The sequence below is a fragment of the Streptomyces albofaciens JCM 4342 genome, assembly GCF_008634025.1.
Lineage (GTDB): Bacteria > Actinomycetota > Actinomycetes > Streptomycetales > Streptomycetaceae > Streptomyces > Streptomyces albofaciens.
On the sequence record NZ_PDCM01000001.1, the window covers coordinates 4,012,228 to 4,035,405 of the forward strand.

19 protein-coding genes are annotated in these 23,178 nt (G+C 72.4%); 7 read left to right on the top strand and 12 right to left on the bottom strand.

Translation table 11 applies throughout. From position 1 onward, the window contains the following. Positions 1 to 7: 7 nt before the first annotated feature. Positions 8 to 1,165 carry an ROK family transcriptional regulator gene (locus CP973_RS17980; protein ID WP_150241930.1) on the bottom strand — a complete coding sequence of 386 codons (1,158 nt, stop codon included), beginning with the start codon at positions 1,163 to 1,165 and terminating at the stop codon, positions 8 to 10. 204 nt (positions 1,166 to 1,369) lie between these two features. On the opposite strand from CP973_RS17980, the gene CP973_RS17985 reads away from it, so the two are divergent. Further along, the gene (locus CP973_RS17985) at positions 1,370 to 1,822 is read left to right on the top strand and encodes a hypothetical protein (RefSeq protein ID WP_150241932.1); all 453 of its coding nucleotides are present in this window, start codon (positions 1,370 to 1,372) and stop codon (positions 1,820 to 1,822) included. Between the two features lie 191 nt (positions 1,823 to 2,013). Here CP973_RS17985 and proP read toward each other — a convergent pair whose 3' ends face one another. The 3 genes from proP to purB all read right to left on the bottom strand — a co-directional run bounded on the left by proP (position 2,014) and on the right by purB (position 5,889). Next, positions 2,014 to 3,546 (bottom strand): glycine betaine/L-proline transporter ProP, encoded by a 1,533-nt coding sequence (proP, locus tag CP973_RS17990; RefSeq protein ID WP_208853258.1) that lies wholly within the window; start codon positions 3,544 to 3,546, stop codon positions 2,014 to 2,016. 321 nt (positions 3,547 to 3,867) lie between these two features. Further along, positions 3,868 to 4,443: a G/U mismatch-specific DNA glycosylase gene (mug, locus tag CP973_RS17995; RefSeq protein ID WP_150241936.1), complete on the bottom strand. Its 576-nt coding sequence runs from the start codon at positions 4,441 to 4,443 to the stop codon at positions 3,868 to 3,870. Positions 4,444 to 4,455: 12 nt separating this feature from the next. After that, positions 4,456 to 5,889: an adenylosuccinate lyase gene (gene purB, locus CP973_RS18000; protein ID WP_150241937.1), complete on the bottom strand. Its 1,434-nt coding sequence runs from the start codon at positions 5,887 to 5,889 to the stop codon at positions 4,456 to 4,458. A 535-nt stretch (positions 5,890 to 6,424) separates the two neighbouring features. Here purB and CP973_RS18005 point away from each other — a divergent pair. Beyond that, positions 6,425 to 6,763, top strand: coding sequence for a hypothetical protein (locus CP973_RS18005; protein WP_150241939.1), 339 nt, complete (start codon positions 6,425 to 6,427; stop codon positions 6,761 to 6,763). A 195-nt stretch (positions 6,764 to 6,958) separates the two neighbouring features. Continuing rightward, the gene (locus CP973_RS18010) at positions 6,959 to 8,395 is read left to right on the top strand and encodes a lamin tail domain-containing protein (protein WP_150241940.1); all 1,437 of its coding nucleotides are present in this window, start codon (positions 6,959 to 6,961) and stop codon (positions 8,393 to 8,395) included. Here the strand turns inward: CP973_RS18010 and CP973_RS18015 are convergent. Further along, positions 8,385 to 9,335, bottom strand: a complete 951-nt coding sequence (locus CP973_RS18015; RefSeq protein ID WP_150241942.1) for a LysR family transcriptional regulator — start codon at positions 9,333 to 9,335, stop codon at positions 8,385 to 8,387. The genes CP973_RS18010 and CP973_RS18015 overlap by 11 nt on opposite strands. A 71-nt stretch (positions 9,336 to 9,406) precedes the next feature. Here CP973_RS18015 and CP973_RS18020 point away from each other — a divergent pair, with 71 nt between their 5' ends. Then, the gene (locus CP973_RS18020; RefSeq protein WP_150241944.1) at positions 9,407 to 10,063 is read left to right on the top strand and encodes a maleylpyruvate isomerase family mycothiol-dependent enzyme; all 657 of its coding nucleotides are present in this window, start codon (positions 9,407 to 9,409) and stop codon (positions 10,061 to 10,063) included. Between the two features lie 300 nt (positions 10,064 to 10,363). Continuing rightward, positions 10,364 to 12,247, top strand: coding sequence for a hypothetical protein (locus CP973_RS18025; RefSeq protein WP_150241946.1), 1,884 nt, complete (start codon positions 10,364 to 10,366; stop codon positions 12,245 to 12,247). Positions 12,248 to 12,336: 89 nt separating this feature from the next. Here the strand turns inward: CP973_RS18025 and CP973_RS18030 are convergent, their stop codons facing one another. After that, on the bottom strand, positions 12,337 to 12,954 hold the full coding sequence (locus tag CP973_RS18030) for a hypothetical protein (protein ID WP_150241948.1): 618 nt from the start codon (positions 12,952 to 12,954) through the stop codon (positions 12,337 to 12,339). Between the two features lie 316 nt (positions 12,955 to 13,270). Between CP973_RS18030 and CP973_RS18035 the strand changes: the two genes are divergently transcribed. Both CP973_RS18035 and CP973_RS18040 read left to right on the top strand, forming a co-directional pair. Next, positions 13,271 to 14,419, top strand: a complete 1,149-nt coding sequence (locus CP973_RS18035; RefSeq protein ID WP_150241950.1) for a sensor histidine kinase — start codon at positions 13,271 to 13,273, stop codon at positions 14,417 to 14,419. Further along, positions 14,416 to 15,066 carry a response regulator gene (locus tag CP973_RS18040; RefSeq protein ID WP_150241952.1) on the top strand — a complete coding sequence of 217 codons (651 nt, stop codon included), beginning with the start codon at positions 14,416 to 14,418 and terminating at the stop codon, positions 15,064 to 15,066. The genes CP973_RS18035 and CP973_RS18040 overlap by 4 nt, the downstream gene beginning before the upstream one ends. A 22-nt stretch (positions 15,067 to 15,088) precedes the next feature. On the opposite strand, the gene CP973_RS18045 is transcribed toward CP973_RS18040, so the two are convergent. From CP973_RS18045 to CP973_RS18070, 6 genes are all read right to left on the bottom strand, one after another. After that, positions 15,089 to 15,859 (bottom strand): SGNH/GDSL hydrolase family protein, encoded by a 771-nt coding sequence (locus CP973_RS18045; RefSeq protein ID WP_150241954.1) that lies wholly within the window; start codon positions 15,857 to 15,859, stop codon positions 15,089 to 15,091. A 222-nt stretch (positions 15,860 to 16,081) separates the two neighbouring features. Beyond that, complete coding sequence (locus CP973_RS18050) at positions 16,082 to 17,134, bottom strand: hemolysin family protein (RefSeq protein ID WP_150241956.1); 1,053 nt, start codon at positions 17,132 to 17,134, stop codon at positions 16,082 to 16,084. Further along, entirely contained in the window at positions 17,131 to 18,471 is a 1,341-nt protein-coding gene (locus CP973_RS18055; protein ID WP_150241958.1) for a hemolysin family protein, read from the bottom strand. The genes CP973_RS18050 and CP973_RS18055 overlap by 4 nt, the downstream gene beginning before the upstream one ends. A 188-nt stretch (positions 18,472 to 18,659) precedes the next feature. Further along, positions 18,660 to 19,088, bottom strand: coding sequence for a GNAT family N-acetyltransferase (locus CP973_RS18060; protein WP_150241960.1), 429 nt, complete (start codon positions 19,086 to 19,088; stop codon positions 18,660 to 18,662). A gap of 206 nt (positions 19,089 to 19,294) precedes the next feature. Next, entirely contained in the window at positions 19,295 to 20,185 is an 891-nt protein-coding gene (locus CP973_RS18065) for an LLM class F420-dependent oxidoreductase (protein WP_150241962.1), read from the bottom strand. 85 nt (positions 20,186 to 20,270) lie between these two features. Beyond that, positions 20,271 to 22,847 carry an ABC transporter permease gene (locus CP973_RS18070; RefSeq protein ID WP_150241965.1) on the bottom strand — a complete coding sequence of 859 codons (2,577 nt, stop codon included), beginning with the start codon at positions 22,845 to 22,847 and terminating at the stop codon, positions 20,271 to 20,273. Positions 22,848 to 23,178 lie beyond the last annotated feature (331 nt).

Sequence of the window (23,178 nt, forward strand, 5' to 3'; positions counted from 1 at the left end):
GCCCGCCTCAACGCCGGGCCGTGACCGTCCCCTCCACCGCGAACAGCTCGCCCTCGACGTGATCCAGCGCCAGCCGCAGGGCTCCCGTGGCCACCGCCGCCTCACCGAGTACGGACAGCGCCACCTGAGGCGGGCGCAGGCAGTAGCGGGCCAGTTCGGCGCGCAGGGGCTCCAGTACGTCGTCCAGACCGGCCGCCCAGCCGCCGACCACGACCAGCTCCGGATCGAGGGCGAGCACCAGCGCCGCGACATCGTGCACCAGCCGCCGGATGAAGCGGTCCATCGCGTCCCGGGCCCGCGCGTCACCATCGCGCGCGAGGGCGAAGACCCGCGCCACCTGCGCCTCGTCCAGGGGATGCAGCGGCTGCCCGGTCGTGGACAGCAGCTTTTCCGGGGTGGCCTCGCGCCCCAGCAGGTGCAGCGCGCCGATCTCGCCGGCGGCCCCGCCGAAGCCGCGGTGCAGCCGCCCTCCGATCAGGGCCCCGGCACCGGGGCTGAGGCCCGCAAGGACGAACACGGTGTCGTCGCAGCCGGTGGCCGCGCCCTTCCAGTGCTCGGCCACGGCGGCGGTGTTCGCGTCGTTCTCCACCAGGACGGGGCACCGGAACGAGCGGCGCAGCCGGTCGCCGAGCGGCAGCCCGGTCCAGCCGGGCAGGGCGGTACCCAGCCGTACGGTGCCGTCCGCCTCCACGATGCCGGGGCTGCCCACCCCGACCGCGCGCAGCGAACTGCGGGCCACGCCCGCCCGCCGCAGCAGCTCGGCCACCGCGGCGCGTACCTTCTCCAGCCGTTCGTCCGCGGACGCGGTCTCCTCGACCGCGCGCTGCGCGGAGCCGAGGACCCGCCCGCCGAGGTCGGACAGCAGCGCGGCCACCCGGTGCGGCCCGATCTCGATGCCCAGGAGGTGCCCGGCCTCCGTACGGAAGCGGAAGCGGCGGGCCGGGCGGCCCTGGCGGCGGGCGGCGCCCTCGTCGGCGGGCGCCTCGACGACCAGTCCGCTCTCGATCAGGCCCTCGACGACCCCCTCGACGGTGGGCCGGGACAGACCGGTCACCTCCACGAGGTGAGTGAGCGTCGGGGAGTCGGCGGCGCGCAGCGCGTGCAGCACCACCGCGGAGTTGATCCGTCGCAGCAGGGAGGGGTCCCCGCCGGTTAGCCGCCCCAACGTCCCTCTCCCTCGCATTGCGTGTGTGGCGGATCGTAGCCGGTCAGCCGGTGTGCGGCGAGTCCCGGGCGCCGGGCGGGGGAGGGAGGGGAGACGGCGTGGGGCCGTGGGCCGGACCCCGGGCCCGTTGATCGTCCACCCCGGGAGCGCCCGGCGGGGCCTGACGCGGAGCCAATTGTCAGACCCGGGCGGTTTACTGACGGCATGACGAAAGCGACCACAGCACAGCACCTCACCGCGATCGACCTCCTCCGCGGCCGGGCGTTCCCCGCCGAGCCGGTCGGCTCCGCCATGGTCGAGAGCGGCCCCGGCTTCCACGTGGCCCAGCTGCGCGCCGACGAGCAGCTCTGGGACGCCGACCCCGCGGACGTCGAGGAGACGGCGCAGGAGTACCGCGCCGAGCTGGAGGGACTCATATCGGCTCTCTCCTTACGCTGGGGCGAGCCCGAGGTGCTGGACCTGGCGGACCATCTGGAGCGGGTGGCGATGGGCATGCCCGTCCGGCCGCCGCTCGACGTGCTGTGCGGCCAGGTGCCGCGGGTGTACGCCTGGCGTGCCGACGGCCGGTGGATCGCGGTCGGGCTGGGGGAGGGCGAGCCGGAGATGCCGGCCTTCCGACTGCTGGCGGCGGTGGGCCGGGCGGACGCGGTGCGCTGAGTGCGGGCGGGTGTGCCGCGCCGGGTGCGGGCGGGCGCGCCGCGCCGGGTACGCGCGACGGGTGGCGGCGGTGCCGCCCGCTCGCCGCGGGCCGGCCGCACCGCCGCCACCCGTGCGGGGGCCGTCGGGGGCGGGGGCCGCGCGCCTGCCGTACGGGCCCGGCCGCCCCGTCGTTGGCGTTCCCGCCCCGCCTACTTGTCCCCGTCGTTCTGCTTGTCGCGGTGGTGTGCCCACGGGTGGCGCAGCCGGATCCAGATGTCCCGGGCCTGGCGCCCCGCCTCGGTACGGCTGCGGGCCACCAGCTCGCGGGCCTGCTCCGGGGTCTCGACCATCGGCCCGGAACCGCGCAGCGGCTTGCCCGCCGTCTCGTGCAGGAAGAAGGCCGCGATGAAGCCGATGACGCCCGCCACCATCAGGTAGTACGCCGGAATCATGTGGCTGCCGGTGGCCTCCACCAGCGCGGAGGCGGCCAGCGGCGTGGTGCCGCCGAAGAGCGACACGGAGATGTTGAACGCGATCGACAGCGCCCCGTAGCGCAGATGGGTCGGGAAGAGCGCCGGCAGCGTGGAGGCGGAGGTGCCCGCGAAGCACACCAGCAGCAGGCCCAGGATGAGGCACCCGAAGGCCGGGAAGAGGATCCCGCCCTGCCGGATCAACAGGAACGCCGGATAGGAGAGCGCCACCAGCGCGACGCTGGACGCGATGAACACCGGCCGCCGGCCCCACCGGTCGGACGTACGGCCCACGGTCGTGATCGTCAGCGCGACGACGACCATGGTGCCCAGCACCAGCAGCTGCGCGGTCGTGGGGTCCTCGCCCAGCGTCTCGGTCATGAAGGTGGGCAGATAGGAGGTCACCATGTAGTTGGTGACGTTGTACAGCAGCACCAGCCCCATGCAGATCAGCACGGCTTCCCAGTGCCGCGTGAAGATCTCCTTCAGACGGCCCTTGCCGGACTGCCGCGCCTCCTCGACGGGCGTGTCGTCCGGTCCGGCGGCCTCGGCCTGCTGCCGCGCCGCCTCCGCCTCCTGCTTGAAGGCCGGGGTCTCCTCCAGCTTCATGCGCATGTAGAGGCCGATCAGACCGAGCGGCCCGGCCACCATGAACGGGATGCGCCAGCCCCAGTCCTCCAGGCCGTCCGTGCCCAGTACGGCGGTGAGCACGGTGACCAGGCCCGAGCCGAGGGAGTAGCCGACGAAGGTGCCGAAGTCGAGCCAGCTGCCGAGGAAGCCGCGGCGCTTGTCCGGCGCGTATTCGGCGATGTAGGTCGTCGCGCCGGCGTACTCGCCACCGGTCGAGAAGCCCTGCACCAGCCGGCAGACGAGCAGCAGCAGCGGGGCGGCGAAGCCGATGGAGTCGTAGCCGGGCAGGAAACCGACCGCGAAGGTGCTGATCGCCATCATGATCATCGTGGCGGCGAGCACCCGCTGCCGTCCGATGCGGTCGCCCAGCGGCCCGAAGACCAGACCGCCGAGCGGCCGCACGAGGAAGGCCGCGGCGAAGGTGGCGAAGGTGGAGACGAGCTGGGCGCCGGGCGAGCTGGACGGGAAGAAGACCTTGCCCATCGTGGCCGCCAGATAGGCGTAGACCCCGAAGTCGAACCACTCCATCATGTTGCCGAGCGCGGCCGCCGTGACCGCGCGGCGCACCTGCGGTCTGTCGGTGACGGTGACTTCCTCGACACTGAGCTGGCGTTTGCGGCGGCGCAGCAGGGTGCGCAGCAGCCGGTCGGTTTCGGAGTTCCTTCCTCCGTCCGACCGCTTGTTCCGCCGGACACGCGGCGGCTGAGGCTGACCGGTAGTCATCTCGTCCTGTCGCTAGGGGCTGAGCGGCACATCGGTAACTCCGAGTATCAACGCAAAGGTCGAAATCGGCACAACCAGCATAGGAACGACACGAATGGGGCGAACGCAACGTTTGGCGACTTATCGGCTCACTGGCCGTACCCGTACGGCGCAACACCACCGGATGGCTCAAACGCTCCGCGCGGCCCCACCACCTCGTGCGTCCTACACACAACGCACGCCTTACCCGTAACGCGGGACTCACACGTCCCGGACGTCACCTTCCGCGATGTCCTCGTCGAAAGCCGCAGCTCGCAGCCGCGCGTATGCCTCCGCCAGCGCGGCCGGCGGGTAGTGCGCGTTGAGGCCGCTCGGGTTGGGCAGCACCCAGATCCGGGTGTCGCCGATCGTCCGCTCCTGCGGGCCGACCTGCGCCCGCTTGTCGTCGAAAGCCACCCGATAGGCCGTCACCCCGGCCACGGCGAGCCAGTCCGGCCGCAGCCGCGTCACCTTCTCGACCAGGCGCCGCCCGCCCTCGCGGAACTCCTCCGCGGTCAGCTCGTCGGCCCGGGCACTGGCCCGCTCCACGACGTTCGTGATGCCCAGGCCGTACGCCAGCAGTTCCTCCTGCTCGGCGGGCCGCAGCACGCGCGGGGTGAACCCGGCCGCGTGCAGGGTGGGCCAGAAGCGGTTGCCGGGCCGGGCGAAGTGGTGGCCGGCGGCGGCCGACATCAGCCCGGGATTGATACCGCAGAAAAGCACCCGCAGGCCGGGCGCCGCCACGTCGGGGACGAGGCGGCCGCGCGCGGCCTGCAGTTCCTCGGGAGTGAATCCCATCTCAGCGAGGCCTCACAGAATGGAGCCCGGCGCATAGGCCGCGGCTTCGGGGTGCTGCTTGGTGATCTCCTCGATACGGGACACGGCGGTGGCCACCTGGTCGGCGGCCGCGCCGGTGAAGGACAGCTTGTCGGCCATCAGCGCGTCCAACTGCGCACGGTCCAGCGGAATGCGCTCGTCCGCGGCCAGCTTGTCCAGCAGCTCGTTGCGCTCCACGCCCTGCTCGCGCATGGCGAGCGCCGCGGCGACCGCGTTCTCCTTGATCGCCTCGTGCGCCACCTCGCGGCCCACCCCGGCCCGTACGGCGCCCATGAGCACCTTGGTCGTGGCGAGGAAGGGCAGATAGCGGTCCAGCTCCCGCGCGACGACGGCGGGGAACGCGCCGAACTCGTCCAGCACGGTCAGGAACGTCTCCAGCAGACCGTCCAGCGCGAAGAAGGCGTCCGGCAGCGCGACCCGGCGCACCACGGAGCAGGACACGTCGCCCTCGTTCCACTGGTCGCCGGACAGCTCGCCGGCCATCGAGGCGTAGCCGCGCAGGATGACCATCAGACCGTTGACGCGCTCGCAGGAGCGGGTGTTCATCTTGTGCGGCATCGCGGACGAGCCCACCTGGCCGGGCTTGAAGCCCTCGGTGACCAGCTCGTGCCCGGCCATCAGCCGGATGGTCTTGGCCAGCGAGGACGGCGCGGCGGCCAGCTGCACCAGCGTGGTGACCACGTCGTAGTCCAGCGAGCGCGGATAGACCTGGCCGACCGAGGTGAACGCCCGGCCGAAGCCGAGGTGCCCCGCGATCCGCTGCTCCAGCTCGGCCAGCTTCGCGGCGTCGCCGCCCAGCAGGTCCAGCATGTCCTGCGCGGTGCCGACCGGGCCCTTGATGCCGCGCAGCGGATAGCGGGACAGCAGGTCGGTCAGCCGCCCGTATGCGGCCAGCAGCTCGTCGGCGGCGGTCGCGAAGCGCTTGCCCAGCGTGGTCGCCTGCGCGGCGACGTTGTGCGAACGCCCCGCCATGACCAGCTCGGCGTGCTCACCGGCGAGCCGGCCCAGCCGCGCCAGGACGGCCACGGTACGGTCCCGCATCAGCTCCAGCGACAGCCGGACCTGCAGCTGCTCCACGTTCTCGGTCAGGTCGCGCGAGGTCATCCCCTTGTGGACCTGCTCGTGCCCGGCGAGCGCGTTGAACTCCTCGATCCGCGCCTTCACGTCGTGCCGGGTGACCTTCTCCCGCTCGGCGATCGACGCCAGATCGACGTCCTCCAGCACCCGCTCGTAGTCGGCGAGCGCCTGCTCCGGCACCTCCACCCCGAGGTCCTTCTGCGCACGGAGCACCGCGAGCCACAGCTTGCGCTCCAGCTTGACCTTGTACTCGGGGGACCACAGGACGGCGAGCTCCGCAGAGGCGTAGCGGCCGGCCAGGACATTCGGAATGCGGGGCTTGGCAGTCACGGACGAGAGTGTACTTGTCACGTGACCGCCGCGACTGCCAGCCCTCTGACCTGGGGAAACTTCCTTCTCTCTTGATCAACGGGCAGGGGGCGGGAAACAGGGGCGTCCGGGGCCGTCGCGGGCTCCTGTCCCGGAGGGGGCGGGCGGCATGGCGTGCCTGCGCTCTTCGCTGACGGGGCGGGGGCTCACAAGCGATCATCGCTGGCGCGGAGCGTCCCTTCCGGCCGGTCGCGGGCATCCTCGCCCTACGGCCTGGGCCCATCCGATGGAGCCTGCACCCGGAGGCGGCGTCGGGAGCCCGGCACCGGCCCGTCTTGCGGCGACCGGGCGCCACGATCATGGTCGGCCGGCTCCCGTCGGACCTGTTCGGAGCCTGTCGCCACGCGCGCATCGTCGCACCAAGACCAGGCGACTCCAGCGGCCGTCTCGTGAGAGGCCGCGGCGGCCCGTCGCGCACGCCTCTCCGCCATGTCATCGCCCTTCCTCCCTGTGGGGCCTCGCCCGGAACGGAAAGAGCGTGCGCCACACTGAAGCAGTGCCGCCCACACTGCCCACACCAGACGATCCCGGCCGGCTCCCCGCCCCATGGTGGGTGCCCGACGGCGGCGCCCTGCACGGCCTGGAACGGGAACTCCACCGGGAACTGCCGCCGGACCACGCGCTGTACGGTGCCCGGGTCCGCGCGGCGGCACGCTGCGAAACCTGCGACGACGACCTGTTCCGCGTCACCGACCGATCATTCCGCTGGGCAGTGGTCCATCTGACCTGGAGCGGCCGCCAGGAACAGCCCCCTTGGCCCCGGACGACACCACTGGCCGACCTCGAAGGTCCGCTCACCCACCACCTCCTTCACGACGACACCAGCGACTCCTGATACTCCAGCGTGACCTCGCGGTGCCACGCAGGGCGCGCGTGTGGCGGCCACTGACCGGACCATCCGGCAGGGCGCACGGGGGAGTTCACCGTTCGGTTGTCGTTCACGTGCTGTCTGTGTGTCGGGAGGCGTTTCGTTCGGATCGCGTCGGGAGCGTCGTGGCGCCCCATCCGCCGCGACCTCTGGACGTATACCGTGACCGCATTACGTACGCGCCGCCTGCCTCGTGCTCTCGCTCTCCTCCTCGCCGCCGGGACGGCACTGGCCGGTGCGCCGGCCGCCTCACCTGCCGACGCGGCCCCGGCCGGCGACATCCGTATCAACGAGGTGGTGACCACCGGGGACGTCGAGGACTCGGTCGAGCTGTACAACAAGGGCACCGCGACGGTCGACATCTCGGGCTGGATCCTCAAGGACGGCAAGAACGGCAAGGGCGACAAGGACGGCTCGAAGTACAAGATCCCTTCCGGGACCGTGCTGGCCGCGGGTGCTTTCCGGGCCTTCGATGTCCATGACGCGTTCGGGCTGGGGTCGGACGACAGAGCCCGGCTGTACCTGCCGGACGGCAAGACCCTGGTCGACAGCTACTCCTGGGGCCGGCATTCCGGCCCGTCCTGGTCACGCTGCCCCGACGGCACCGGTGCCTTCAAGGCGGCCGAGGTGACCTTGGGCGCCGCGAACGACTGCGGTGGCGGCGGCACCACGCCCGTGGCATGGCCCGGCGGCAGCTCCGTGACGAACGCCGACGCCTCCCACGTGTTCGGGCAGGACCTCAGCGGCCTCCACCAGGACGGCGACATCATGTGGGGCGCCCAGAACAGCGGCAAGCTGTGGCGCCTGGTCCGTAACGGCTCCGGCGGCTGGACCCCCGACACCGGCGGCGGCTGGAGAACCGGCAAGACCCTGCGCTTCCCCGGCGGCTCCGGCCACCCCGACAGCGAGGGCGTCACCGCGACCGGCGACGGTGCCGCGGGCGGCGTCTTCGTCGCCAGCGAACGCAACGGTGACGCCTCCGGCACCAGCCGCCTGTCCGTCCTGAAGTACGACGTCTCCGGCGGCGCCGGTACCGGCTCCGCGCTGACCGCCGTCAAGGAGTGGAACCTCACCTCCGACCTGCCGTCCGTCGGCTCCAACCTCGGCTTCGAGGGTATCACCTGGGTGCCCGACACCTACCTGACCCAGGCCGCCTTCAAGGACGCCTCCACCGGCGCCGCTTACCACCCGGCCCGCTACGGCGCCCACAGCGGAGGCGTGTTCTTCGCCGGAGTCGAAGGCACCGGCATGATCTACGGTTACGTCTTGCAGGACTCCGGCGCCTTCACCCGCGTCGCGTCCATCAACACCGGTATGCGTGGCGTCATGGAACTCCAGTGGGAGTCCCGGGCCGCCCGACTGTGGGCCGTTTGTGACGACACCTGTGACGGCCGGCACCGCACCTTGCAGGTCAACAAGGCCGGCGTCTTCACCACCACCGCCGTCTACAACCGCCCCACCGGCATGCCCAACTACAACAACGAGGGCTTCGCCCTGGCAGGCGCCGACGAGTGCGTCGCCGGACGCAAGCCCGTCTACTGGTCCGACGACGCCAACGACGACGGCCACGCGCTGCGCAAGGGCACCATCACCTGCTGACCCCTGCCCCGCCCCGCGAGGACCGACGCACGGGCGGCTTCGGAAGGGCTGCGCGCAGGCGGTCGAGGAGTGCCCGGGCCGCGGGACTGGAGGGGCCGGTGGCCTGCCAGGCGAGCGCGATGCGGCCACGCATTTCGGGACGGACGATGCGCATGGTCCGGAGGCGCCCGTCGAGGGGCGATTCGTCCTCGCCGGCCGGCAGTACGGCAATGCCCAGGCCCCGCGCGGCGAGTTGCACGAGCACGTGCGGGGCGGCCGCCTCGAAGGTGACGCGGGGCCGGAATCCCGCCTGCGAGCAGCCGCGTTCGAGTGCCGCGCGCACTCCGGTGCCGTGCGGCAGGCAGATCAGCGGCCTGTCGCGCAGACCGGCAAGCGGGATGCACGTGCCGTGCGTACGGTCGGCAAGCGGAACTCCGGGCGCGGCGACAGCGACCAGCGGGACGTCGATCACCATCTGGAAGGCCATTCCGGGCGGTGGCGCTTCCTCCGCCGTCCCGAGGACGGCGATGTCCAGCTCACCGGCCAGGACTGCGGCCTGCATCCGCTCCGTCGTGTCCTCGGTGAGCGTCAACTCGACCGAGGGGTGGGCGTCGTGGAAGTCCGCGAGCACAGCGGGGATGTCGAAGACGTGGCCGGTGGCGCCGGAGACCAGCCCGAGCGTGACCCGGCCACGCAGCAGGCCCGTGTACGCGTCCACCGTCTCCCGCACCGCCTCCGCCGCGGCCAGTGCGGCGCGGGCGTGCGGCAGGACCGCCCGGCCCACCTCGGTCGGCGTCACCGACCGGCCGGAGCGGTCGAGCAGCGGCTGTCCCAGCTCGTTCTCCAACTGGCGGATCTGGGCGCTCAAGCCGGGCTGCGCCAGGTGCAGCCTGGCCGCGGCGCGGGTGAAGCCGCCCTCCTCGACCACGGAGACGAAGTAGCGCAGCTGACGCAGTTCCATAACCAATGGTTCTAGGTGCCAGCAGAACCATCTATTGGAGATATGACTCAGTCGGCGGCAGGCTTGATCACATGGCGAAAGCGACAACGCACAAGGTGAAGAAGGCCGAGGTCAGAGCCGCGATTTCGGCGGAACGCCGAGAACTCGCCGACCTGCTGGACACTCTGCGGGTCGACCAGTGGGACGGGCCGAGCCTCTGTGCGGGGTGGCGGGTTCGTGAAGTGGCGGCACACATGTCGATGGGGTTCCGGCTCTCCTTGCCCTCGGTGCTCGGCGAGTTGGCCAAGGCGCGCGGGAACCTCCACCGGATGACCGACCGGGTCGCGCGCAAGGACGCGGCCGCCCACTCCACCACCGCACTCGCCGCCTTCCTGCGCGACAACGCCGACCACCCCTGGACTCCACCGGTCGGCGGGCTCGCGGCGGCGCTCGGTCACGACGTGGTGCACGGGCTGGACATCACCGTCGCGCTCGGTCTCGACCGGCGTGTCCCCGAGGACCGGCTGCGCATCTTGCTCGACGAGATCCGGCCCAGCAGCCTGAAGTTCTTCGGTGCCGACCTCGACGGGGTGCGGCTGTGCGCCGAGGACCTCGACTGGTCGTACGGCTCGGGCTCGCCGCTGTACGGCTCCGCCCAGGACCTTCTGCTGCTGGCATACGGCCGCAGAATTCCAGGCGATCGGCTACGAGGAGAGCCGAGCAGCCGCTTCACGCGGCCGGGCGGCTGAGCAGGAACCGTGCGTACCGGTTTCGCTTGACCGTGTCCTCCACTATCCACCGGCCCACCGGCCCACCAACCCACCGGTCCGCCACCCCACCACCCCCAATCCATCAACCCAGCGATCCACCGATCCACCGACCCACCCAGCGGCTCCGCCCAATAGTCCGGGGCCGCCGGGGCGTTCGCGGCCCCAGGGCCTTGTGCGTACCCGGTGCTGCCACGACTCTGGTGCGGTGGCTCGCCTTTCCGGGCACGGTCCGGAGCGCGGCGCTGGGCCGTGCTCATCGAAGGAGAGGACGGTTCGCTCGTGTCGTCACCGAACGGTTGCTACGCCGGCCCGTCGTTCCTCGCGGTGGCCAATCCCGGGTTCGAGCAGGGCGAGCAGGGGTGGGTGTGGGACGACGGCACCGGCGTCGACACCGGCCATCCGCACACCGGGCGGTGCAACGCGTACCTCGATGCCGGGCGGGAGCGGCAGGTGCGGCAGGTGGTGACCGCGGCCGGGCAGGGCACGTACGACGTGTCCGCGTGGATCGCCGCGGGCGGACCGCGCGGCGTGTTCCAGGTACGGGTCAACGGCACGCCGGCCGGCGAGGCCGCCGTCGCGGACCGTGCCTTCTACTCCCGGCACACCGTCTCGCGAGTCGCCCTGAGGAAGGGGGACCGGATGGAGATCGTGTTCGCGTCCGGCGGTGCCTGGGTCCATGTCGACGACGTCATGCCGTCCCCCGCGTCGCCGGCCGATCCGCGGGTCTCGTCCTCGGACCCGGTGCTGGTGGAACTGTTCGCGTGGGCCAAGCGCAAGGCCAACAGCTGGGTTCACCTGGCCGGTACGGTCGGGCCTCTGAACGTGGACGAAAGGCAGCCCAGCGGCTCCGGCACCGCCGCCTACGCTCCCTCGTACTGGGCCGGATACGCCCACCGGAGCGGCTATTACGCGCGCGATACCGCCCATCAGGTCGTCGGAGCCCAGATTCTGGGGCTCAACGAAGAGAACAAGACCATGCTGGGCTCGTTCGCTGTTTCGGCGGTCGCCGCCCATGCGTACTACCCCGTGTGGGCGTACAACTTCGACGCCCGAACCTATCTGAGCATCGATTACCACAGTGCCGACTCGTTCGTGCGCGAGGTGCCCGCGCCCTTCGAACTGGTGGAGAAGACGGAACAGGCCTACCGGTGGAGCGGCGACGCCTTCTACATCGACGGCACCATGTGGGATTTCTGCCGTCACACCGTCACGGAATTCGTCGAAAAGCACGACCGGCTCAAACCCAATGGCGTCGCCGAGGGCACGGGGCGGGGAATCTTCCAAGGGGTGGCCAGCTACAACGAGGGCAGTGGCGAGCAACTGGTCGAGGCCGGCGACGCGTTCGCCTCCCAGTACCGGGCCTATCTGGCCGCCTCCGCCCTCGCGGCGGCCCGGGGCGAGGACGGCCAAGCGGCCCGGTACGCCGGCCGGGCCGCGGAACTGCGCAGATATTTCCATCACGGCTGGGTCGCGAACCAGGGTGCCGCGATGACCCGCGCCTATGACCTCTCCGGTGCCCCGCTGTCCGGCTGGGGCAGGGAGAACAGCTGGTTCATGCCGATGAAACGTCTCCTGCTGCCCGGGCCGCGCAATGACGCATACCTCGACTACATCGATGAAATGGCCGGGGGAGCGGGGAAACCGGTGAACATCGAGGCGATCACGTACCTGCCGGACACCTTCTTCGCCAACGACCGTGACCAGCAGGCGTGGAAGTGGATGCGCTATGTCCACGACCACCGCGACGACCGCCACCCCGTCGCCGCCCAGGGCATCAACGGCGATTATCCGGAGGTGGCGTTCACCCTCGTCTCACAGACCGTCGAAGGGCTGATGGGATTCCGCCCGGACGCACCGCGTGCCCGGGTGACGACCCGTTCCCACCTGCCCCGCGGAATCGACTGGGTGCGGGCGGACCACATCCCCGTCGGCGACGGCTTCTTCGACCTGCGGCACGACGGCACCCACCGGTCCCGGCTCACCAACGGCACCTCGAAGGCTTACGTGTGGCAGGCCCGGTTCCCCGGCGACCACCGTGCCGTCCGGACCGACGGCAGGCCGTACGAGTGCGAGCGGAAGACCCTTCACGGACACGTCCACACCTGTGTGAACGTACGGGTGCCACCGGGCGGGACCGCGACCGTCGAAGTCGACCGCGCATGACCGGTTCCCGCCCGGTGGCCCCGTACCGTACGGGGGCGTTGCCGCCTCACCCGACGCAACCAGGCCCGCAGGCAGGCATATCGCCGGGATCACTTGGGGCCTGCGCAACCTGCGAGGGTGCCCGCCCGGGGGACCACCGTCCCGGCGGACCGCCATAGGGCGCGTGCGAGACAGGCCAAGGTGGCCCCGACCACGATGTGCAGGGCGCTGGTGAGCGCGGAGTCGGGCAGGGCGGTGAGGAATGCGAAGAGCGGGAGCACGGTCGCGTACGCCCAGGACGGGAGCCGCGGATACACCCGGGCGCGGAGCATTGCCGCCCCGAACAGGGCGCAGCCGACGGCGAAGACGGCCGCGGAGCCGATGAGCGCGGGGACCGTGGGGCCCGTCAGGGCCTTCTCGACGACCGCGTCGTCGAAGTGGATCAGTACCAGGTTCGAGGCGAACGCGGCGCCGCCGAACAGACCGAGGCCGATGAGGTTGACGACGTGGGCCGTCTCCCCGAAGTGGCCCGTGACCGCGCTCTGGCGCCGGTGCAGCGCGGTCAGCAGCGGCAGCGAGAACGCGGGGGACAGGGCGAGGAAGAAGCTGGTGGCCGTGGTCTCCCCGGTGAAGATCTCGACCAGTGCGGGCAGGGCGATGAGCAGGCCGGCCAGCGTACCGGCCAGCGCGCCGATGCGGGCGGCCCGGTCGGACAAGGTTGTCGGCATGGTCGCTCCTATGGGTCGAAGGGCGATCCCGGCCTGGGACTTCGCGGCCGGGGCTGGGAACGTTAAGGAGCCGCCGGCCGCTTGCGGCAGGTGCGGAACGGCGAGACTCGCTGCCGGAAGGCATCTGTTCGCCGCTGCCGGAAGTCATCCGCCCCGCCGCCGGAAGGCATCTGTCCTCCGCCGGAAGTCATCGTCCCGCCGCCGGATGGCTGGACGGCATGTGCCGCTCGGTCACACCTGCCCGCGCCCGCCCCGCGCCCTCGCCCTTCGGCGGCTGCCCGCCTAGCCTGGACGGCACGCAAGAGGGGGTGGGCGCATGGCGGCGTACATTCCCGTGCCGTGGGTGTCGCCTCTGCTGTACGCCGCGGTGCTGGTCGGCGGCCTCTACTACGCGTTGGCCGGTCTCGCTCCCGGCCCCGGCCCGTCGCTGCCGCGCACGGCGGGGTTCGCCGCGGGGCTGGTTGCGCTGATGGCGCTGGAGGCCGTGGAGCGCCGTGGGATCTCCGTCCGGGCGTGCCTGCCGCTGCTGGCGCGGGGCGGCCTGATCGCGGTCGTGGCCGCCCTCGACGCCTCGGGGCTGGCCCAGGTCCTGTTCGTACTCCTGCCGTTCACCGCCTACTTCGCTTACGGACGCTGTGCCGCGCTCGCACTGGCGGCGCTGTGCGTGGTCGGACTGCTCGCCGGATATGTGGTGACCGCGCCCGGCTGGCACCGCGATGTGGAGCGTGTGTCGGACCTGCTGATGCTCTGCGTGGGCCTGATCCTCGCGCTCTCCATGGCGGCCGTCGCCATCGGTGAACAGCGGTCACGGCGCGCCCTGGAGCAGTACGCCGCGCAGGTCGCGGAACTGTCCGCCGCGGCCGAACGCAACCGCCTCGCGCGGGACATCCACGACAGCCTCGGGCACCACCTGACCGCCGTGTCCGTACAGTTGGAGATCGCCTCCGAGTTCCGGGCCCTGGAACCCGGCTCCGCCCAGCGCGCGGTCGATGAGGCACGGCTGTCGGTCAAGCGCGCGCTGGGCGACGTACGACAGTCCGTACGGGCGTTGCGTGGCGAGGAGACACGCGGGTCGCTCACGGCGATCGAGGGCCTGGCCCGTGACGACGAGGCCGGGCCCCGGGTCACCGTGCAGGTGGACGGCTCCGAGGACGGCTACGGACCGGCGCAGCTGACCGCGCTCTACCGGGCCGCGCAGGAAGGTGTGACCAATGCGCGCCGCCACGCGCGGGCCTCGCGGGTGACGGTGGCGGTCGACCTGACGGAACACGTGGCATGCCTGGTGGTCGCCGACGACGGCCGCGGCTTCACCCCGGGCGGGACCGCCACCGGGTTCGGGCTGCTCGGGATGCGGGAGCGGGTGCACCTGGTGGGCGGGAGTGTGCACATCGACAGCGGTCCGGGCGCGGGGACCCGGCTGACGGTGACGGTGCCGCGCGGCCACCGCGGGAAAGGCGCGAGATGAGCGAGGGGGCGGCACCGGTCCGCGTACTGGTCGTGGACGACCAGCGGCTCATCCGGGACGGCATCGCGTCGCTGCTGTCCATCCGGCCGGGCATCACGGTCGTCGGCACGGCCGAGGACGGTCGCGAAGCCGTCGCGAAGGTGCTCGAACTGTGCCCCGATGTCGTGCTGATGGATGTCCGGATGCCGGGGATGGACGGTGTCGAGGCGGTCGCCGTGCTGCGCGGGGAGGCGCCGGAGTGCCGGGTGGTGATGCTGACGACGTTCGACGACGAGGAGTACGTCGTCCAGGCGCTGCGCGCGGGCGCCTTCGGCTATCTGCTCAAGGACCTGCCGGCCGATGATCTCGCCCACGCGGTCCGGCTCGCGCACGCGGGCGTCACCCAGCTCGACGCCTCCGTGACCCGCCACCTGGCCGCCTGCCTGCCCGCGCCGTGCCCCGGAGCAGGGCCGCCCGTCCCCCTGAGCCCGCGCGAGATCGACATTCTGCGGCTCGTGGCGCAGGGCAGGACCAACCGGGAGATCGCCGCGCAGCTCTACCTCAGCGAGGGCACCGTGAAGAACAACGTCTCCCGCATCCTCGGCCGCCTGGCCCTGCGCGACCGCACTCAGGCCGCCCTGCGCGCCCGGGAACTGGGCCTGCTGTGAGCGATAGCCCGACGCGGCCGGCTCAATCCTCGTAAGGCAGCAGGTCGGGGCGCTTCGGTGGGCGGCCGTCGCCGCTGGAGCGGCCGGTCAGGCGCCTGCCGATCCACGGCATCAGGTGCCGGCGCGCGAAGCGTACGTCCGCGGTGCGCCGTGCTGTCCACCGCGGCGGTACGAACGCGGGGAGCGGAGCGTCCCAGTCGGCCTCGGCCGGGAAGCCGAGGGCCTGCCAGACGGCCTCGGCCACGCGCTCGTGACCGGCGCCGTTCAGGTGGAGGCGGTCGTCCGCCCACATCCGCGGGTCGGCCAGCGCGCGGGAGGAGAAGAGATCCACCACGATGGCGCCGTGCCGCTCGGCCAGTTCGTCGATGTGCGCGAAGAGCTGTTCCATGCGCGGGCGGAAGCGTTCCAGGACCGGGCCCTGCCGTCCCGGGCTGCGCATCAGCACCAGCTGCGCGCAGTCCTTGGCCAGCCGCGCCGCGGCCTCCTCCAGGAGAGCACAGACCCGGTCCACGTCGCACTTGGGCCGCAGCACGTCGTTGAGCCCGCCCACCAGTGTGACCAGGTCCGCGCCCATCGCGGCCGCGGGCCCCGTCTGCTCGTCGACGATCTGGCCGATCAGCTTGCCGCGCACCGCGAGGTTGGCGTAGCGGAAGCCGGGGGTGCGGGCCGCGAGCCGCGCGGCCAGCAGATCGGCCCAGCCCCGGTACGAGCCGTCCGGCAGGGCGTCGGACATGCCCTCGGTGAAGCTGTCGCCCACCGCGACGAAACTGGTGTAGGTGGCATTGATCTCCATGGCGGGAGGCATCCTACAGGGGCGGATACCGGGCGCCGGGGCGCTGCCCGGCGCGGGCCGGGGCGCGAACGAGGGGCCGAGCCTCGGGCTCGGATCCCGGGCTTGGGCTCGGGCCCTGGGCTTGGGCTCGGGCCCCGGGCTTGGGCCCTGGTTCCGGGGACGATTCGGCGCCTCGCCCCCGCTCCCCGCCCCCGGCTCCCGTCCATCGCCCCCGGCCCCCGCCTACCGCCTGGAAGCGCCCCCGACTGGCCCCGCCTTCCGGGGCTGCTGCTGGAGCACCAGCTCCCGCAGCACGTCCTCCATCGTGACCAGACCCGCCAGCCGGCCGTCCTTGCCGATCACCGCCGCCAGATGCGTACGGGAGGCCCGCATCGCCGTCAGGACGTCGTCCAGCGGCGTCTCGGCCCGTACGCGGGCGATCGGCCGCAGCGCGGACAGGGGGAACGGCAGATCGCTCGGCGAGGTGTCGAGCGCGTCCTTGACGTGCAGGTACCCGAGGATGCGCTGGGTGCTGTCGACGACCGGGAAGCGCGAGAAGCCGGAGGTCGCGGCCAGTTCCTCGACGCCTTCGGGGGTGATGCCGAGCCGGGCGGTGACCACCTTCGTCACCGGTACCACCACATCGGCGACCGGGCGGCGCCCCAGCTCCAGGGCGTCCCGCAGGCGCTCCTTCGCCCGGTCGTCCAGCAGCCCGGCCGCCTGTGAGTCCTCGACCATCTTGGCGAGCTGGTCGTCGGAGAAGGTCGCGGCCACCTCGTCCTTGGCCTCCACCCGCAGCAGCCGCAGCAGCGCGTTCGCGAACGCGTTGATCGCGAAGATCACCGGGCGCAGCGCGCGGGTCAGCGCGACCAGCGGCGGCCCCAGCAGCAGGGCCGTACGCACCGGCTCGGCCAGCGCCACGTTCTTCGGCACCATCTCGCCGAAGAGCATGTGCAGGTACGTCGCCACGGCCAGCGCGAGGACGAAGGAGACCGGGTGCACCAGGACCTCCGGCACGCCGGCCGTGTCGAAGACCGGCTCCAGGAGGTGGGCGATGGCGGGCTCGGCGACCGCGCCGAGCACCAGGGTGCACAGGGTGATGCCCAGCTGCGCCGCCGCCAGCACGCCGGAGACGTGCTGGAGACCCCACAGGACCCGGTCCGCACGGCGGTCGCCGTCCTCGGCGTACGGTTCGATCTGGCTGCGGCGCACCGAGATCATCGCGAACTCGGCGCCCACGAAGAACGCGTTGACGACCAGCGTGAGCAGGCCGATGAACAGCTGGAGCGCGGTCATCGGGCGTCCTCCCCGGCCTCGTCGGCGTCGGCCGGCGGCGGCGCGTGCAGCAGCACCCGCGCCGCGCGGTGCCCGGAGGCGTCCAGGACGTCCATCCGCCACCCCGCGACCTCGACGCCGTCCCCGGCGGCCGGGATGCGGCCCAGTTCGGTGGCGATCAGGCCGGCCAGGGTCTCGTACGGGCCTTCCGGCAGCTTCAGGCCGATCTGCTCCAGCTGGTCGGTGCGTACGGCGCCGTCGGCCTCGTACCGGGGCCGGCCGTCCGCGTCCTCACCGGCCGAGGCCAGGTCCGGCGTCTCCATCGGGTCGTGCTCGTCGCGTACCTCGCCGACGACCTCCTCGACGATGTCCTCCAGGGTGACGACCCCGGCCGTACCGCCGTACTCGTCGATGACCACGGCCATCGTCTGCTTGCCGGACAGCCGGTCCAGCAGCTTGTCCACGGTCAGTGTCTCCGGTACGAGCAGCGGCTCGCGCAGCAGCTCGGAGACCGGGTGGCGGGGGCGCCGGCCGGCGGGCACGGTCAGTACGTCCTTGATGTGCGCGACGCCCACCACGGTGTCCAGGCTGCCGCGGTAGACGGGGAAGCGGGACAGGCCGGTGGCGCGGGTCGCGGTGGCCACGTCCTCGGCCGTGGCCTGCACGTCCAGGGCGGTGACCTGCACCCGGGGCGTCATCACGTTCTCCGCGGTCAGGTCGGCGAGCGCGAGGGTCCGTACGAACAGCTCGGCGGTGTCCGGCTCCAGGGCGCCTTCCCTGGCGGAGTGCCGGGCCAGCGCGACCAGCTCCTGCGGGCCGCGGGCGGAGGCCAGCTCCTCGGCGGGCTCCATGCCCATCCGGCGGATCATCCGGTTCGCGGTGTTGTTCAGATGCCCGATGAGCGGCTTGAAGGCGGCGCTGAAGCCGCGCTGCGGGGTGGCGACCCGGCGGGCGATGGGCAGCGGGCTGGAGATGGCCCAGTTCTTGGGGACCAGCTCGCCGATGACCATCAGGAGGACGGTGGAGACCGCCGTACCGAGGACCAGGGCCGCCGAGTCCGCCGCGGAGCCCGGCAGGCCGAGGGCGTCCAGCGGGCCGGCCAGCAGCGCGGCGATCGACGGCTTGGCGAGCATGCCGATGACCAGGCCGGTCACGGTGATCCCGAGCTGGGCGCCGGAGAGCTGGAAGGTCAGGCTCCGGACGGCTTCGAGGGCGCTGTCCGCGCCGCGCTCGCCGCGCTCCACGGCGCGTTCCAGGTCGCTGCGTTCGACGGTGGTCAGCGAGAACTCGGCCGCGACGAAGACGCCGCAGGCCAGGGTCAGGAGCAGGGCCACGGCCAGGAGGAGCAGCTCGGTCATCGGGTCACCTCCGTCCCATGTTCGAACAGGACCGGGAGGTTCGCGCTCCGGGTGGAGACGGGACGACAACTGGGAGGCTCGCCCATGGCTGGACGCTCACTCCTTTCGCTGGGAGACGTGGAACCATCCATAGTAAAGGATGGGCAAAGCGGGTGGCGGGCAGGCGGAGGGAGTGAGAAAGGGACGGTTCAGGCCCGTGTCAGCGGTTTCACCCATCGCCGCCAGTGGTCCTCGCGCCGGTAGCCGGCGGCCGACCACGCCCGGTGGGCCCGTTCGTTCGACTCCAGCACCATGGCGTCCCCACGCCGGCCGTCCACGGCCAGGAAGCGCCGCTCGGCCGCTTCGAGCAGCGCCGTCGCGACCCCCTGGCGGCGGTACGAGGGGAGCACCGCGAGCCGGTACAGCGAGCACCGCCAGCCGTCGTAACCGGCGATCACCGAACCCACCAGGAGGCCGTCGGACTCCGCGAGCAGGAGCGCCTGCGGGTCGCGCCGTACGAGACGGGTCACACCGTCCACGTCGTCCGTGATGGAGGTGCCCTCCGCCGCCTCGCGCCAGAAGGCGAGCACGTTCTCGGCGTCGTCCGGTACGGCCGTCCGTATCTGTATATCGATCATGCCGTGAGCCAAACACGGAGCGGCCCCGGGCCGCCACGGGCTTCCGGACTCCGAGACGCGGCGCGGCGGCCCACCGGCCGGGACACGTCGGTGACAGGGCCCGGCCGGAAGCGACCCCGCGGACCCTGGCCCCGGCCCCGGCCGCGCCGGGGGAGCGCGGCAGGGGCCGTAACGGATAGCAGCCGGTCCCGTCGCGAGGCCGGGCGCTAGCTCCCCTTCAGCTCCTCGATCACCGGCGCGAACGCCTCCATGGAGGCGTCCAGCACGGTGATGTACGAGAAGCCGTAGCGCTCGCGGTGTTCGCGGAGCTGCTCGGCCATCTGCGCGGTCGTGCCGAACAGGAACGTCGGGACGTGCAGGGCCTGCTCCTCGTCCACGCCGATGTTGTGCCCGGCGATCGCGCGCGCCGTCCCGCGCCGGTCGTCGGTGACCCTGACCTGCTGGATCAGGATGTTCAGCTCGGCCGGCCGGGTACGGTCCGCGGCGGCCTTCCGGTAGCCGGCGAGGGTGTCGTCGAGCGCCTCCGGCGTCAGGAGTTCGAGGGTGCCCTCCGGCTTGCCGGGGGCCGCCCGGCCGCCGGTGAAGGCCACGATGTCCGCGTGCCGGGCGGCGAGCCGCAGCATGCGCGGGCCGTTGCCGCCGATCAGCAGCGGCGGACGGGGCCGCTGGGCCGGCTGCGGCGCGTGTTCCGGGTCGGCCAGGAAGTGGTCCAACTCCTCGATCGTACGCACGAGGTGGTCCACCCGCTCGCGGGGCGGGCCCCAGGGCAGGCCTGCCCTGTCGTGTTCGGCGCGTACGTAACCGGTGCCCAGGCCCAGTTCGAGCCGGCCGTCGGTGAGGAGGTCGGTGGTGGCCACCTCGCGGGCGAGCAGCGCCGGGTTCCAGAAGCCCGCGTTGAGGACGAAGGTGCCCAGGCGCGGGCGCTCGGTCACTTCGGCGGCGGCGATCAGCGCGGGGAACGGCGCGGGCATGCCGAGGTGGTCCGGTACGAGCACCACGTCGTACCCCAGATCCTCGGCCCGGCGGCACTTCCGCCGCCACTCGGCCCCCGACTCGATGGTGAGCATGTTGACACCGAAGCGGAACGGGCGTGACATGGAGCCCCCTCGAAGTGTGCGCACGCGGTGCTGGGCCGGTGCGCGGTCGACGCGTGGTGCGGACAGTCCGTCAGTCTACGTACGGTCACTCATGGGCGATGGCGGCCAGGATGTCGAGCCGGGACGCGCGCAGCGCCGGCAGCAGTGCCGCGAGCAGCCCGACCAGTACGGAACCGATCACCACCGCGGCCACCGTGGACCACGGGACCGCGAACGCCGTCAGCCCCTCCAGCGCCAGCACCCGTTGCGTGGCGGCGCCCCAGGCCAGGCCGAGGCCGAGACCCAGGAGCGCGCCGAACAGGGCGATCACCACCGACTCCAGCCGGATCATCCGGCGCAGCTGTTTCCTGGACAGGCCGACGGCGCGCAGCAGCCCGATCTCGCGGGTGCGCTCCACGACGGACAGGGCCAGCGTGTTGACCACACCCAGCACCGCGATCACGATGGCCAGCCCCAGCAGCCCGTACAGCAGGTTCAGCAGCCCTTGGATCTGGCCGCTGACCAGCTTCTTGTAGTCGGCCCGGTCGCTGACCCGAACCTGCGGGAACGGTTTGAGCGTCCGTTCCAGGTCCGCCCGCAGCCGCTGTGGATCGACGCCCTTCGCGGCGTTCACGTACACCACGGAGTCCTGGCCGCGCGGCACGTACTTCTCCAGCGTGGCCATCCCCATGTAGATGCCGCCCTGGGCCGCGGGCCCGGAACCGGAGTCCGCGGTGAGCGCGCCGACGGTGAACCGGGCGGCCCGCCCCGACGGCAGCACCGCGTCCAGCCTGCTGCCCACCCGCAGACCGTGCTCCCGCGCGAACTTCTCCTGTACGGCGACCCGTCCGGGCGCCAGCGCCGCCGCCGTACCGCCCGCCGCGTACGTCACCTTGCCCACCGCGTCGAAGTCCCGGTCGAAGGCGCCGGCCACGGTCGTGACCGACCGGCGGTCGGGCAGGTTCAGCCGCAGGGGGACGATCCGCTGGCGTACGACCGTGCCCACGCCCGGCGTCGCGCGCACGCGATCGGTGATCTCCCCGGAGAACGGCGCGAACGACGCGTCCTGCACGACGAAGTCCGCGCCCAGCGTCCGGTCGATCTGCTGGTTCACCGACGCGGCGGCCGACGCCCCGGCCACCGACAGACCGGCCACCAGCGCCAGCCCGACCATCAGGGCCGCCGCCGTCGCACCCGTACGGCGCGGATTGCGCAGCGCGTTGCGGCGGCTCATCCGGCCGACCGCGCCGAACGCGGGCTCCAGCCCGCGTCCGAGCAGCCGGATCACCGGGCGCACCAGCAGCGGCCCCACGATCACCACGGACAGCAGCGTCAGCAGCACGCCGAGCGCCAGCAGCGTCCCGGCGACCGGCGTCCGGCCGCTCAGCGCGCAGCCCGCGAGTGCGGCCGCGCCACCGGCACCCACCACGGCCCCCGCGATCGCGCGGACCCGCAACGGCCGCCCGGCGCCCGGGACTTCCACGTCGGCGAGGGCGGCCATCGGCGAGACCCGGCCCGCCCGCAGCGCGGGCAGCAGGGCGGCGACGAAGGTCACGCCCACCCCGACGGCGTACGCGGCGACCACGGCCGGCCAGTCCAGCACCAGGTCGGCCGTGTTCAGCCGCAGCCCGAACCAGCCCAGCGCCACGACCAGCAGCACCGCGAGCCCGACGCCCGCCGCCAGCCCCACCGTGGCGCCGAAGACGCCCAGCAGCAGCGCCTCCAGCAGGACCGAGCGGCGCACCTGGCGGCGGTCCGCGCCGAGCGCCCGCAACAGGCCCAGTTCCCGGGTGCGCTGCGCGATCAGCATCGAGAAGGTGTTGACGATCAGGAAGACGCCGACGAGGACGGCGACGCCCGCGAAGCCCACCATCATGTACTTCAGAATGCTGAGGAAGTCGCCCAGCTCCTCGGCCTGGCTCCTCTGCTGCTCGTCGCGCGTCCGGATGTCGTACGCGGCGGCGCCGGGGCCCAGCGCGGCGCCGATCCGGCTCTTGAGCACCCGGTCCGGGACGCCGGGCGCGGCGTCCACGGAGACCGAGGTCGCCTTGGCCGTACTGCCCAGCAGGCCGCGCTGGGCGGCCCGGGTCTCCAGGAAGACCAGCGAGGCGCCCGGGTTGGTGGTGGTGAAGGTGGCGATGCCGACGACACGTACGGAGAACCTGCCCGGCGGCGCGATGATGTGCAGGGTGTCGCCGATCCGGACGCCCTTCCGGTCCGCGGAGTCGCGGTCGAGCATCGCCTCGCCGGGGCCGCGCGGCGGCCGGCCGCTGGTCACCCGCACCGGTTTGTGTTCGCCGGGATACCAGTTGGTGACGATGGACGTGGCGTTCTGCGTCGGCCCCACCGGCCGGTTGCGGGCGTCGGTGACGGTGCTCCGCTCCACCGATACGTCGAGGTGCGCGCCCGCCACCCCCTCGACGCCGGCCACCCGGTCCCGCAGGGCCGCCGGCACGGTCGGGGTCTCCGCCGAACCGATTCCGCCCGGCGCGTCGAAGTCCTGCCGCGGCGCGACGCGCACGTCCGAGGCCGTCGAGGCGAAGAGCCGGTCGAAGGTGGCGCCCGTCGTGTCGGAGAAGATCAGGCTGCCCACCACGAACGCCACCGAGAGCACCACGGCCAGGGCGGAGAGCAGCAGCCGTCCTTTGTGCGCGAGGAAACTCCGGAGCGTGGCCCGTAACACGGCGGGTCAGTCGTTCCGCGGGGTGTCGGGGGAGGACGTGGGGGTGGGGCCGGGAGGGGTGGGCGGATGGGGCGCGGGGCCGCGAGAGGCGGGGCGTTCGGTTGCCGGGTCGGGAGCGGTGGTTCGTTCGGTTGGGGAGCCGGAAGCGGTGGTTCGTTCGGTTGTCGAGCCGGAAGCGGTGGGTGGTTCGGTTGTGGAACTGGAGCCGGAAGCGTTAGGCGGCTCGGCTGTGGAACGGGAGCCGGAGCTGTCGCCATGGCCGAGGTCGGAACTGGAGTCGGCGTCGAGGTCATCACCGGCGTCGGGAAGGGGCTGCGCGGACTGCGGCGGG

Coding starts and splice junctions, on each gene's coding strand:
- CP973_RS18030 (WP_150241948.1), bottom strand. CDS start 12,954: ATGCCGACAACCTTGTCCGACCGGGCCGCCCGCATCGGCGCGCTGGCC.
- CP973_RS18040 (WP_150241952.1), top strand. CDS start 14,416: ATGAGCGAGGGGGCGGCACCGGTCCGCGTACTGGTCGTGGACGACCAG.
- CP973_RS18045 (WP_150241954.1), bottom strand. CDS start 15,859: ATGGAGATCAATGCCACCTACACCAGTTTCGTCGCGGTGGGCGACAGC.
- CP973_RS18015 (WP_150241942.1), bottom strand. CDS start 9,335: ATGGAACTGCGTCAGCTGCGCTACTTCGTCTCCGTGGTCGAGGAGGGC.
- CP973_RS18050 (WP_150241956.1), bottom strand. CDS start 17,134: ATGACCGCGCTCCAGCTGTTCATCGGCCTGCTCACGCTGGTCGTCAAC.
- CP973_RS18060 (WP_150241960.1), bottom strand. CDS start 19,088: ATGATCGATATACAGATACGGACGGCCGTACCGGACGACGCCGAGAAC.
- CP973_RS18055 (WP_150241958.1), bottom strand. CDS start 18,471: ATGACCGAGCTGCTCCTCCTGGCCGTGGCCCTGCTCCTGACCCTGGCC.
- CP973_RS18035 (WP_150241950.1), top strand. CDS start 13,271: ATGGCGGCGTACATTCCCGTGCCGTGGGTGTCGCCTCTGCTGTACGCC.
- CP973_RS18065 (WP_150241962.1), bottom strand. CDS start 20,185: ATGTCACGCCCGTTCCGCTTCGGTGTCAACATGCTCACCATCGAGTCG.
- mug (WP_150241936.1), bottom strand. CDS start 4,443: ATGGGATTCACTCCCGAGGAACTGCAGGCCGCGCGCGGCCGCCTCGTC.
- CP973_RS17985 (WP_150241932.1), top strand. CDS start 1,370: ATGACGAAAGCGACCACAGCACAGCACCTCACCGCGATCGACCTCCTC.
- CP973_RS18020 (WP_150241944.1), top strand. CDS start 9,407: ATGGCGAAAGCGACAACGCACAAGGTGAAGAAGGCCGAGGTCAGAGCC.